This window comes from Streptomyces sp. NPDC048111, from assembly GCF_043202815.1.
Classification (GTDB): Bacteria; Actinomycetota; Actinomycetes; order Streptomycetales; family Streptomycetaceae; genus Streptomyces.
In genome coordinates this window covers 807836-818869 of sequence record NZ_JBIDBD010000001.1, presented here as the reverse complement: position 1 = coordinate 818869, position 11034 = coordinate 807836, and the positions used below count along the sequence as shown (strand labels likewise).

11 protein-coding genes are annotated in these 11034 nt (G+C 71.5%); 8 read left to right on the top strand and 3 right to left on the bottom strand.

All coding sequences use genetic code 11. The features are described 5' to 3' along the window. Positions 1-242: 242 nt before the first annotated feature. Positions 243-1280: a LacI family DNA-binding transcriptional regulator gene (locus tag ACGF3I_RS03685; protein ID WP_393129116.1), complete on the bottom strand. Its 1038-nt coding sequence runs from the start codon at positions 1278-1280 to the stop codon at positions 243-245. Between the two features lie 158 nt (positions 1281-1438). On the opposite strand from ACGF3I_RS03685, the gene ACGF3I_RS03680 reads away from it, so the two are divergent. From ACGF3I_RS03680 to ACGF3I_RS03650, 7 genes are all read left to right on the top strand, one after another. Beyond that, positions 1439-2395: an ROK family protein gene (locus tag ACGF3I_RS03680; protein WP_393128870.1), complete on the top strand. Its 957-nt coding sequence runs from the start codon at positions 1439-1441 to the stop codon at positions 2393-2395. Positions 2396-2864: 469 nt separating this feature from the next. Then, complete coding sequence (locus ACGF3I_RS03675) at positions 2865-4160, top strand: ABC transporter substrate-binding protein (protein WP_393129115.1); 1296 nt, start codon at positions 2865-2867, stop codon at positions 4158-4160. A 61-nt stretch (positions 4161-4221) separates the two neighbouring features. Next, a complete protein-coding gene (locus ACGF3I_RS03670; protein ID WP_393128869.1) occupies positions 4222-5136 on the top strand; it encodes a carbohydrate ABC transporter permease in 915 nt (304 codons plus the stop codon). Next, entirely contained in the window at positions 5133-6053 is a 921-nt protein-coding gene (locus ACGF3I_RS03665) for a carbohydrate ABC transporter permease (protein WP_393128868.1), read from the top strand. Before ACGF3I_RS03670 ends, ACGF3I_RS03665 begins: the two co-directional genes overlap by 4 nt. A gap of 181 nt (positions 6054-6234) precedes the next feature. Beyond that, positions 6235-6507 (top strand): hypothetical protein, encoded by a 273-nt coding sequence (locus tag ACGF3I_RS03660; RefSeq protein ID WP_393128867.1) that lies wholly within the window; start codon positions 6235-6237, stop codon positions 6505-6507. Positions 6508-6585: 78 nt separating this feature from the next. Beyond that, positions 6586-7791: an RNA ligase gene (locus tag ACGF3I_RS03655; RefSeq protein WP_393128866.1), complete on the top strand. Its 1206-nt coding sequence runs from the start codon at positions 6586-6588 to the stop codon at positions 7789-7791. Between the two features lie 8 nt (positions 7792-7799). Further along, positions 7800-8723: an AAA family ATPase gene (locus ACGF3I_RS03650; RefSeq protein WP_393128865.1), complete on the top strand. Its 924-nt coding sequence runs from the start codon at positions 7800-7802 to the stop codon at positions 8721-8723. A 138-nt stretch (positions 8724-8861) separates the two neighbouring features. On the opposite strand, the gene ACGF3I_RS03645 is transcribed toward ACGF3I_RS03650, so the two are convergent. Next, entirely contained in the window at positions 8862-9038 is a 177-nt protein-coding gene (locus tag ACGF3I_RS03645; RefSeq protein WP_393128864.1) for a hypothetical protein, read from the bottom strand. A 243-nt stretch (positions 9039-9281) separates the two neighbouring features. On the opposite strand from ACGF3I_RS03645, the gene ACGF3I_RS03640 reads away from it, so the two are divergent. Continuing rightward, positions 9282-10322 (top strand): NUDIX domain-containing protein, encoded by a 1041-nt coding sequence (locus tag ACGF3I_RS03640; protein ID WP_393128863.1) that lies wholly within the window; start codon positions 9282-9284, stop codon positions 10320-10322. Here ACGF3I_RS03640 and ACGF3I_RS03635 read toward each other — a convergent pair. Next, positions 10281-10991, bottom strand: a complete 711-nt coding sequence (locus ACGF3I_RS03635; RefSeq protein WP_393128862.1) for an MBL fold metallo-hydrolase — start codon at positions 10989-10991, stop codon at positions 10281-10283. The genes ACGF3I_RS03640 and ACGF3I_RS03635 overlap by 42 nt on opposite strands. Positions 10992-11034 lie beyond the last annotated feature (43 nt).

Below are 11034 nucleotides of genomic sequence, written 5' to 3'. Positions count from 1 at the left end.
CCGTCCCGCCACGAACCCCGCCAGGGGCGCGGGGAACGGCGCGAGAAGCGACCACGACCCGCAGTCGCAAACGGGGTTGGGGGCCCGGGCCCACGAAGGACCCCGTCCCGCCACGAACCCCGCCAGGGGCGCGGGGAACGGCGCGAGAAGCGACCACGACCCGCAGTCGCAAACGGGGTTGGGGGCCCGGGCCCACGAGGCAACCCGGGGCCGCCCAGGACGCCCCCGCGGCAGGCGGAGGCCTAACCGAGGGAGGGCGGCGGGATCTCCCCGGACCCGCGCTGGATCAGCACCGTCGGCAGGGAGACCCGCGCCGCCCGCTCCTCAGCCCCGTCGAGCCGCCGGAACAGCAGCTCCGCCGCCGTACGCCCCAACGTCGCCGCATCCTGCGATATGACCGTGATGCCGAGCAGATCCGCCAGCTCGATGTCGTCGAAGCCGACCAGCGCCACCGGGTGCTCCCGCCCCGCGAGCACCCGTACCGCGGTGACCGTCACCCGGTTGTTGCCGGCGAACAGCGCGGTCACGGCGGACGGCCCGCGGAGCATGGACTCGGCGGCGTCCCGCACCCGGTCCGGGGAGGTCGACCCGAGCGAGACCCAGGCGTCGTCGACCGGGAGCCCCGCGTCCGCCATCGCCGCGTGATAGCCGCGCAGCCGCTCCGTGGCGGTGTGGATGCGCGGCTGGTCGCCGATGAAGCCGATCCGGCGGTGCCCGTGCGCGATGAGGTGGGCCACGCCCGCGCGGGCGCCCCCGAAGCTGTCGGACAGCACCACGTCGGCGTCGATCCGGCCGGCCGGGCGGTCCACGAACACCGTGGCCACGCCCGCCTTCATCTCGGGCTCCAGGTAGCGGTGGTCGGACCCGGCGGGAATCACGATCAGCCCGTCCACCCGCCGAGCGCAGAACGCCAGCACCAACTCCTGCTCGCGGTCGGCGTCCTCCGCGCTCGACCCGTTGATGAGCAGCGCCCCGTGCTCCCGCGCGACCTCCTCCACGGCCCGGCTGAGCGGCCCGTAGAACGGGTCGGCGAGGTCTTCGAGGACGAGCCCGATCGAGGCGGTGCGCCCCTTGCGCAGCACCCGCGCGCTGTCGTTGCGGCGGAACCCGAGGGCTTCGATGGCCTCCTGCACCCGTCGTTCGGTGTCCGGCGTGACACCGGCTTCGCCGTTGACGACCCGGGACACCGTCTTGAGGCCGACACCGGCGCGCGCGGCGACATCCTTCATCGTCGGACGGTTGCCGTAGCGGGGCTCGTGGTGGCGGGCGTTCTCGGCCACAGTGCGCTGTCCTGTCGTCGTCGGGAGCCGTCCGGCGGGGTCCGGTGCCATAACGGAGTGTGTGGCGTCGAGCATAGGCCCTGGACAACGTTGTCACATGCGGGGAGACTCTCATCTTGACCTGCTGTTACCCGTCCTCACCAGGAGATCCGACCTCGATGCACACCGACCTCGTGGCCGCGCTCGACATCGGCGGCACCAAGATCGCCGGAGCCCTGGTGGACGCCGACGGCCGGATCCTGCTGCGGGCCCAGCGGCCGACGCCCGCCCAGGAGGACGGGGACACGGTGATGCGCGCGGCCGAGGCGGTGCTCGCCGAGCTGACCGGTTCCCCACTGTGGGAGCGTACGGGCGCGGTCGGCATCGGCAGCGCGGGCCCCGTGGACGCGTCGGCGGGCACGGTCAGCCCCGTCAACATCCCCGGCTGGCGCGGCTTCCCGCTGGTCGAGCGGGTGCGTGCGGTCACCGGCGGGCTCGACGTCGTGCTCGTCGGCGACGGGGTGGCGATGACGGCGGCCGAGCACTGGCTGGGTGCGGCCAAGGGCCACGACAACGCCCTGTGCATGGTCGTGTCCACCGGCGTCGGCGGCGGGCTCGTCCTCGGCGGCGCGCTGCACCCCGGCCCCACCGGCAACGCGGGACACATCGGCCACATCAGCGTCGACCTGGACGGGGAAGCCTGCCCGTGCGGGGCGCGCGGCTGTGTCGAGCGCATCGCCAGTGGCCCCAACATCGCCCGCCGGGCCCTGGACGACGGCTGGCTCCCCGGCCCCGAGGGGGACACGTCGGCCGCCGCCGTGGCCGCCGCCGCCCGCGCGGGCGACCCGGTCGCCGTGGCCTCCTTCGAGCGCGCGGCGCAGGCCCTCGCGGCGGGCATCGCGGCGACCGCGACCCTCGTGGAGATAGACATCGCGGTCATCGGCGGGGGAGTGGCGGGTGCGGGCGACGTGCTGTTCACCCCGCTGCGCCGCGCCCTGCGCGACTACGCCACCCTCTCCTTCGTGCGGCACCTCGCGGTGTCCCCCGCCCTCATGGGCACCGACGCGGGCCTGGTGGGGGCGGCGGCGGCCGCGGCGTCGGCGGCCCGCGCGAAGACGGCCGCCCTCCTGAAGTGACGTGCCGGGCCTGCCCGTTGGCGGCGCCCGGCCCGTTCCTGATCCCGGCCCCACCCGCCCGGTCCACCGCTCCACACCCGCTGCCCAGCGCTCCGACCACCCGCCCGGTCCACCGCTCCACACCCGCTGCCCAGCGCTCCGACCACTCGCTCGTCCACCCTGTCGGCAGTCCGCCCAGAAGATGACGCATCATCACATTCGTCCGCTTGCGCGCAAAGCGGGGCGGCTCGGCCCTCCTGTCGGCCCCGCCAGCAGGGCGAGCGTTTCCGGTAGGGCTTGTTGGACTCTGTTGCATGAGAAGCGGTAACGGTTCCCCGGCGTTGCGTCAAAACCCTTGACGGCACCCTGAGTTGAGGGTGAGATCCAAGCCTCGCGTTTGGTTGTGTTGGGTTGCACCCCGAAGGAGGGGGACATGGCGCAGTCATCGTTCAACGGCCCTACGGCGTCCAACAGCACAGCGGGACATCGGATGTCTCGGCGGAATCTCCTGCGTGGAGCGGCAGTCGGCGCCGGGGCGGTCACGCTTCCCTCGCTGCTCGCGGCCTGTGGCAGCGGACCGGGGGGTGACTCCAAGACGATCCGGCTGGGCTCGAATTCGTCCGACGCCGTCCCCAAGAAGGCATTCGCCGACGCGTTCGCGGCGTACCAGAAGCAGTCCAGGGAAGGCCGCACGATCAAGGTCAACACCGTTGACCACAACACCTTCCAGGAGAACATCAACCGCTACCTCCAGGGCAAGCCGGACGACGTCTTCATGTGGTTCGCGGGCTATCGCATGCAGTTCTTCGCCCAGAAGGGGCTGCTGTACGACATCAGCGACCTGTGGCAGGGCTTCCAGGGCTTCTCCGACGCGCTGAAGGCCCAGTCCACCGGCGCCGACGGCAAGCAGTACTTCGTGCCGTACTACTACTACCCGTGGGCGGTCTTCCACCGCGCGAGCCTCTTCGCACAGCACGGCTACACCGCGCCGAAGACTTTCGACGAGTACGTGGAACTCGCCAGGCGGATGCAGAAGGACAAGCTCGACCCGATCGCGTTCTGCGACAAGGACGGCTGGCCCGCCATGGGCACCTTCGACTACCTCAACATGCGCACCAACGGTTATGAGTTCCACAAGAGCCTGATGGCCGGCACAGAGGCGTGGACCGACCGGCGTGTCAAGGACGTCTTCGACAACTGGCGCCGGATCCTGCCCTATTGCCAGCAGGGCGCCAATGGACGCACCTGGCAGGAGGCCGCGCAGAGCCTGCAGAAGAAGCAGTCGGGCATGGCGGTGTTCGGACTGCCCCACGTGGGCCAGCAGTTCCCCGAGGGGGACCAGGACGACATCGCCTTCTTCCCGTTCCCGGTGATGGATCCGCAGTACGGCCAGGACGCGGTCGAGGCGCCCATCGACGGCTTCCTGCTGGCCAAGAACGCCAAGGAACTGAAGAACAAGCAGTCCATGGAGAGCGCCAAGGACCTGCTCAAGTGGCTCGCCAGGCCCGCCGCCGAGGACGCCTATCTCGCGGGCGACCCGAACAACATCGCCGTCAACAGCGGTGCGGACACCTCGAAGTACAGCCCGCTGCAGAAGAAGGCCGTGGAGCTGGTCTCGGGCGCCCGGCAGATCTCGCAGTTCCTCGACCGCGACACCCGGCCCGACTTCGCGTCCACCGTGATGATCCCGGCCATCCAGAGGTTCATCGGCAATCCGAAGGACGTCGACGGCCTGGTGAACGACATCGAGCGCCAGAAGAAGTCCCTCTTCGCCTCCGAAGGCTGAGCCGCGGGCCCTCCCCGCTCGCCAACCGACCCCCACCCGCTCCGACTTGGAGAACTCAGCCGTGGCGCTCACCTCAGCGCGGCGCGCGGGACGACGGGGCACCAGGCGGTTCACCGCCCGTGACCTCGTCGTCCTCGGCGTGCTCCTTGGTCTGCCCGTCCTGCTCGACGTCGCCATCGTGTGGGGCCCGACCCTCGCCTCCGTCGTGCTGTCCTTCACCAGCTGGGACGGCGTCGGCGACGTCACGTGGGTGGGCACGAAGAACTACACCGACCTGTTCACCAACTACCCGCCGTTCTGGCCCGCCGTCCGGCACAACCTCATGTGGCTGGGCGTACTGGGCCTGGTGGCCACGCCATTCGGACTGCTGCTCGCCGTCCTCGTCGACCGGGGCGTGCGCTTCAGCCGGTTCTACCAGTCGACCCTCTACATGCCGGTCGTCCTGTCCCTGGCGGTCGTCGGCTTCATCGCCCAGCTCGTCTTCTCCCGCGACCAGGGCGCGCTCAACGCCCTCCTCGGCCAGAAGGACGACCCGACCGACTGGCTCGGCGACCCGGACCTCAACATCTGGATGATCCTGCTGGCCGCGGCCTGGCGGCACACCGGCTATGTGATGATCCTCTACCTGGCCGGCCTCAAGGCCGTCGACCCCTCCCTCAAGGAGGCCGCGGCCATCGACGGAGCGAGCGAGCGCCAGACCTTCCTGCGGGTCGTCTTCCCGACGCTGCGCCCGGTCAACGTGATCGTCGGCGTGATCACCGTCATCGAGTCACTGCGTGCCTTCGACATCGTGTACGCCGTCAACCACGGGCGCAACGGACTGGAAGTGCTGTCGGTGCTGGTCACCGACAACATCATCGGCGAGGCCGCCCGCATCGGCTTCGGCTCGGCGATCGCCGTGGTCCTGCTGACCGTCTCCCTCGGGTTCGTCCTCACGTACCTGGTCCAGGAGATCCGAGGGGAGAAGAACCGATGACCACCCACACCGCCTCCGCCCCCCGGGCCACCGCCCCGGCGGCGGCCCCCGCGGCCCGGCGCCGGGTGCGCCCCGGGCGGCTGGGCGTGCACGCCTTCCTCATGGCCGTCTCGCTCGCCTTCCTGGCGCCCCTGCTGCTCGCCGTCTACGCGTCGCTGCGGCCGTACGAGGAGACCTCGCGCGACGGCTACTTCTCCCTGCCCGAACACCTCTCGTTCGCCTACTACCGGCAGGCGTTCACCGACTCGGGCATGACGAAGTACTTCGTCAACACCCTGATCATCGCGGTGCCCGGGGTCGTGATCGTGCTGTTCCTCGCCGCGTTCGTGGCCTTCGCGGTCTCCCGGCTCAGGCTGCGGGGCGGGATCGTGCTGCTGATGCTCTTCACGGCCGGCAACCTGCTGCCGCAGCAGGTCATCGTGACCCCGTTGTACGTGGTCTTCAACCGCGTACCGCTGCCGTACTGGATGTCCGACTCGATGACGATGTTCGACTCGTACTGGGCCGTCATCGCCGTCCAGGTGGGCTTCCAGATCGGCTTCTGCGTCTTCGTGCTCGCCAATTTCATGCGCACCCTGCCGCAGGAGATCCTGGAGGCGGCGATCGTGGACGGGGCCGGGGTGTGGACGCAGTTCTGGCGCATCACGCTGCCGCTGTGCCGCCCGGCGCTCGCGGCCCTGGCGACGCTCCAGTTCACCTGGATGTACAACGACTTCCTGTGGGCCCTCGTCTTCATGTCGGACGGCGACAAGCTCCCCGTCACCTCGGCCCTCAACAACCTCCGCGGTCAGTTCTTCACGGACTACAACCTGCTGGCCGCGGGCTCGGTCATCGTCGCTCTGCCGACCCTCGTCGTCTTCCTGCTCCTGCAACGCCACTTCATCGCCGGTCTCACCCTGGGGTCGAGCAAGGGATAGCGCCGCCCGCGAGCGGCCCTCCATCGGTCATCCACCGCTTGTCCAGCGGGAGTTGAGCGATTCCCGAGGCGCGCACCACATGGTCGGCGACCTCGACAGACGTTGCCTGCCACCGCCCGTCGGCGGCCCGAGAGGGCAGCGCCCGCGCACGGGCGGCGGCAGCCCGGCCCCGGAGACCGCCATGACCGTCGAACTGCACGTCGCCACCGCCCTGTTGGCCGACCTCGACCCGGCCCGCAACCCCCTGCCCGGCCGCGAGGTGGCCCGCCGCCCGAGCCCCGTGGACCCGCGGGTCACCATCGTCGACCTGGAGACCCCCGACGCCCCCGAAGGGGCGGCCCTGGTGGACCCGATCTTCGAGCGCGCCGGATTCCACGACATCAGGATCACGGAGATCCGCTGGTACGACCGGGACGGCTACTTCATCGCCCCGAGCGTCCCGCTCGCGGCATGAGTCCCGTTCGAAATTGCCTCGCCCCGCAGGTCGCGGTCGGTCAAGCTGCAGGTGACAGCCCACCACTCTGGAGCAGCAGTGACCGACCTCGACCAGCTCGTCCCGCCCGCCGGCCTGGCCGCCGCCCTCGCCTCGGGACACGTCGTCCGCAAGACGCACCCCCAACTGCCTCTCTCCCTCTACTCCTACAGCAGGTCCTGCCAGTACGAGCAGGCGTGGGACGAGGTCACCACGCGGTGCCGCGGACTGGTCGTCGACGACGTGAGCGGGACGGTCGTCGCGCACTGCCTGCCCAAGTTCTTCAACGTCGCCGAGCACGCGCTCGGCCGCCGCTACGCGCCTCCGCTGCCCGACGAGCCGTTCGAGGTGTACGACAAGGTCGACGGCTCGCTCGGCATCGTCTTCCACTACGAGGGCCGCTGGCGCGTCGCCTCCCGCGGGTCGTTCACCTCCGCGCAGGCCCTCTGGGCGGGCCGCCGGCTCGACGGGCGGGACACGGCGAAGCTGCGCCCCGGCGTCACCTACCTCGCGGAGATCCTCTACCCGCAGAACCGGATCGTCGTCGACTACGGCGACCGGCGCGACCTGGTGCTGCTCGCCGCCTACGACGCGCGGGGCCGCGAGATCGAGCTCCACCGCGCCGCCGAGGACTGGACGGCGGTCGGCTCCGTGGCCCGCACCTGGCCCGCGATGCCGCTCGCCCGGCTGCTCGAGCGCGCCGCGTCCGGCGTGCACGCCGACGGCCGCGAGGCCACCGGCACCGATGCCGAGGGGTACGTCATCCGCTACGCCTCGGGTCTGCGCGCCAAGGCCAAGATCAGCGAGTACGTACGGCTGCACAAGGTCCTGACCGGCGTCACCGAGCGCGACATCTGGCGCTACCTCGGCATCCGCCGCTTCGCGGGCCACGACCCCAAGCGGGTCGCGCAGACGCTCGGCTGCGGCCCCGGCGAGATCGCCGCGCTCACCGCGGACGGCGCCGACCCGCTGGAGGCCCTGCTGGAGCAGGTCCCGGACGAGTTCGACAGCTGGGTGCGGGAGGTCACCGCGCGTCTGGACGCGGAGTCCGCCGCGCTCGTCCGCCTGGCCGAGGAGCGGTTCGCCGAGATCGCCCACCTCGCCCACGACCGGGGCGCCTTCGCGCGGGCCGCCGGCCTGATCCCCGAGCGCACCGCCCGCGCGGCCGTCTTCCCGCTCCTGGACGGCCGGGGCATCGACCTGATGATCTGGAGGTCCGTCCGACCGACGGCCACCGACCCCTTCATGCACGACGACGAAAGCTGAACCCCGATATGCCCACCGTGCACGTCATGACCGGACTTCCCGCCTCGGGCAAGACCACCGCCGCCCGTGAACTCGTCCTCGCGTCCGACGGCCGCTGCCGCCGGGTCAACCTGGACGACCTGCGCACCATGTTCGACCAGGCGGGCGCCGACCGGGAGCGGTCGCACGCCGCGGAGCAGAGCGTGCTCGCCGTGCAGGACGCCGCGGTCCGCGAGACGATCGCCGCCGGGTTCGACGTCGTCGTCGACAACACCCACCTCACCCCGCACATCCCCAAGCGCCTCAAGGCGGCCGTGGCCGGGCGGGCCCGGTTCGTGGTGCACGACTTCACGGGCGTCTCGGTCGAGGAGTGCGTGCGCCGGGACGCGGCCCGTCCCGAGCCGGTCGGCGAGGAGATCATCCGCATCCTCGCGGACAAGCACGCCAAGGCCGTCCGCAACGGCTGGCGGCTGACCGACGCGTGGCTGAACGACACCGTGGTGCTGGCCGAGGTGACGCCCCATGTGCCGGACGCGTCCCTGCCGAGCGCGGTGATGTGCGACATCGACGGCACGCTCGCGATCAACATCAACCGCAACCCCTACGACTTCACGCGCTGCGAGCAGGACGGCCTCAACAGCGCCGTGCGTGACGCCCTGATCGGCTTCCGGCAGACCCACGGCGACACGATCGTGCTGCTGTCGGGCCGGGGCGAGGAGTACCGCCCGCAGACGCTGGCGTGGCTCGCCGCCCACGACGTGCCCTACGACGAGCTGTGGATGCGGGCGGCGGGGGACGGGCGGCGCGACGACCTCGTGAAGGCCGAACTGTTCGACGCGCACGTACGCCACCGGTTCAACGTACGGGTCAGCCTCGACGACCGGGACCGCGTCGTGGCCGTCTGGCGCCGCCTCGGCCTGCCCACCTGGCAGGTCAACTACGGTGATTTCTGAGGTGAGTTGAGACCTCTGGTGCACGAGCGGGCCGGCGCCGACGGCCTCGCTGCGACGTCCTGAGCGCCGGGCGACCGGCGGAAATCGGACGTCGCGCGCGGCGGGCCCGGCGCCGCCCGCTCCGGGCGGGCGCGGGCCTCAGCCGACCGGCTCGGGCACCGGGCGGGCCACGACGACCAGGAAGGCATCGCTCTCCAGGTCCATCACGACCTCCGCCTGGAGGCCCTCGTTCCTGCGCTCGCGCGCGAACTCCTCGGCAGGCCAGTGGCCCCTGGGCCCGCCCGCCGGAAAGCGTTCCAATACGGTGCGACGCATGTCGTCGTGTCCCCTTGTCGTCTCGTGCGGCACCCGCACAACGACGTCTGCGCCATCGGCGTTACGGCCCCCCGTGGCCGGTGCTCATCCATCAGGACGCCGCCGGGAGCCCCGCGGTGGCACCCGGCAAGCAACAGCCCGGCCACAGTTGTGGGCGCGATCAAGGACGGGCGGAGCCCGTGCGGGGTTTCCGTGGCAGGGTGTTGCGGGCAGTCCACTGGGAGCTACCGATGAGGGGGAACCGTGATCGTCTGGGTCAACGGTGCGTTCGGCGCGGGCAAGACGAGCACCGCGCGCGAGCTGATCGACCTGATCCCGAACAGCACGTTCTACGACCCCGAGGTGATCGGCGGGGCACTGCGGCAGCTGCTGCCGCAGAAACTCCTCGCGCAGGTCAGCGACTATCAGGACCTGCCGATCTGGCGGCGTCTGGTGGTGGACGGCGCCGCCGCGCTGCACGCCGAGGTCGGCGGCGTCCTCGTGGTGCCGATGACGCTGTGGCGACAGGAGTACCGGGACGAGATCTTCGGGGGGCTGGCGGCCCGCAGGATCCCGGTGCGCCATGTGCTGCTCACCCAGGAGGAAACGATCCTGCGCAGACGGATAGCGGGCCGGGTGGAGTTCCCCGACGATCCCGAGGCCGATGAACAGCGCGTCCGCAGATGGGCCTACGACCACATCGAGCCGTTCCAGCGCGCCCTCGGCTGGCTCGCCGCCGACGCGTACGCCGTCGACAACGGCACGCTCTCCCCGCGCGCGACCGCCCAGCGCATAGCCGACGCGGTCCGCTCCGGAGCGGCCCGCGCCTGCGCGATCGTGCAGACCCCCGAACCCACCGCCGAGACCCTCGCCGCCGGAGTGCTCCTCTTCGACGAACAGGACCGCGTGCTCCTGGTCGACCCCACCTACAAGCCCGGCTGGGAGTTCCCCGGAGGGGTCGTCGAGCGGGGTGAGGCGCCGGCCCGGGCGGGGGTGCGCGAGGTCGAGGAGGAACTCGGGCTGCGCCTCGACCACGTACCGCGGCTCCTGGTCGTCGACTGGGAACCGCCCAGGCCGCCCGGATTCGGCGGGCTGCGGCTGCTGTTCGACGGAGGCCGCCTGGAGAGCGCGCGGGCCGCGGAGGTGCTGCTGCCCGGCGCCGAACTGCGCGGCTGGCGCTTCGTCGGCGAACAGGAGGCGGCCGAACTCCTGCCGCCCGCCCGTTTCGAGCGGCTGCGCTGGGCGCTGCGGGCCAGGGAGCGGTCAGCCGTGCTCAATCTGGAGGCCGGAGTCCCGGTCGGCTGAGGCCTTGAGGACCGCCGCCGCGTCCTCGGTCAGCGGGTCGCCGTGCCCGAAGCAGACGGTGTCCGCGCCGAGGGCGGCGAGTCGTCGCATCGAGGCCCGCGCGCGCTCCCGGTCGGTGTTGAAGACGCCCAGCATCACCTGTCCGACCCCGGCCACGCTGTCGCCGGTGAACAGCACGCCGTGGCGCGGCAGATGGACGGCGATCGAGCCGTCGGTGTGCCCGGGGGAGTGCACGACGACCGCGCCACCTCCGAAGTCCAGCACCTCACCGTCCGCGACCTCCCGGTCCACCCGGGTCGGCGGCGCCTCGGGAACCGTCAACGCGTGCTCGTACAACGGCAGTTCCCAGTCGAGCAGGACCGGCTCCGGCGTCGGGGTCTCGCCCCGCACGACCGGGGCGTCGAGCCGGTGGGCGATCACCTCGGCTCCGTGGCGGTCCGCGAGCTCGCCCGCCGCGCCGTAGTGGTCGCGGTGGCCGTGGGTGATCACGATGCGGCGGAGCGCGGCCGGGTCGAACCCGAGCCCGCGCACCGCCTCCTCGATGGGCGCCGCCGCGTTCACGTCACCGGCGTCGACGAGCGTCAGCCCGTCCTCGTCGTGCCAGAGATACGCCTGGCCGATGGGGAAGCGGAACATGTACAGGTGCGGTCGGACGGCTATGAGATCCATGGGGCGAACGTACGCCGCCGACGCCGCCCGCCCCCGGGATCTA